The 1115-nt window shown below is 66.9% G+C and carries 1 protein-coding gene and 1 pseudogene; both read right to left on the bottom strand.

The window, feature by feature from the left end:
* Positions 1-142, bottom strand: a pseudogene (locus ACZ7M7_RS45015) (integrase core domain-containing protein); the annotation flags it as partial.
* A gap of 26 nt (positions 143-168) precedes the next feature.
* Positions 169-1115 (bottom strand): IS110 family RNA-guided transposase (locus ACZ7M7_RS45010; RefSeq protein ID WP_472127657.1); only part of this gene is annotated, 947 nt, incomplete at its 5' end.

Genomic DNA, 1115 nt, shown 5'->3' with positions numbered 1-1115 from the left:
CGCCGAGTGCGGTGTGGCAGCGGTGGTGGTTGTAGGTGCGCAGGAAGTCTGCCAGGGCGTCGGCGCGTTCGGTGTTGCTGGTGTAGGGCCGCAGGTAGGCCCATTCGTCGAGCAGGGTGCGGTTGAAGCGTTCGACCTTGCCGATGCTCCTATAGCTGTCAAGGAAGGTCAGGCTGCGGTTGCCAGATCGTCGCGGGCAGGTGGCTGCGCTGGGGTTCGCGGGACGAGTAGGCCGTAGACCTCACGGGCGATGTGTCGTTTCAAGCAGCGAATGATCTCGCTCTTCGTCTTGCCTTCGGCTGTTCTGCGGGCCACGTAGGCGCGTGTGCGTGGCTCCCAAGCCATGCGGCTGACGGTGATCATGTAGAGGGCGTGGTTGGCCTGACGGTCGCCGCCGCGGTTGAGGCGGTGGCGGCTGGTCTTGCCGGAGGACGCGGGGATCGGGGCGACGCCGCAGAGGTGGGCGAAGGCAGACTCTGAGCGAAGGCGTCCTGGGTTGTCGCCGGCAGCAACGAGCAGGGCTGCGACGGTCTCGGCACCGAGTCCTTTGACGGCCATGAGTTCCGGTGCAGCCCGGGTGACGAGCCGCTGCAGGTGGCCGTCCAGCTCTGATATCTCGTCGTCGAGCTGCAGGTAGCGGTGGGCGATGGACTGCATGGCCAGTTTGGTGACCGTGGTCAGCGTGTCTGGTTCGGCCCCTGGGCGCCACCGTGTGACAGTGCGGATCAGTTCCATTCGGTGCAGCCTGCGGATGTGTTCGCGAAGGACGTCAGGAGCGGTGACGATCAGGGCTTTGAGCTGGTTGACGGCTTGCGTGCGTGCTTTCATCGCACTGCGTCGGGCGACCCGCAGGGCCCGGATCATCTCGACAGCGCCGTCACCGGACTTCGGGGTCGCTGTCGCGGTCCCGGCCTGCACTGCCCGTGCGGCGGCTTCGGCATCGACGACATCGGACTTGCCGCGACGGCGGCGTGTCTGACGGTCGGGGCGGTTGACCTCGACGACACGGTGACCGTGTTGCCGCAGCCACCTGGACAGGCCGACACCGGAGCAGCCGGTGCCTTCCAAACCCACCTGGTCGACGGTGCCGAGACCGGTGGCCCACGCTTTCAAGG

The organism is Streptomyces sp. NPDC111606 (assembly GCF_055656945.1).
Note: the sequence above shows the minus strand (reverse complement) of the source record. Positions and strands in the feature narration are given on the sequence as shown.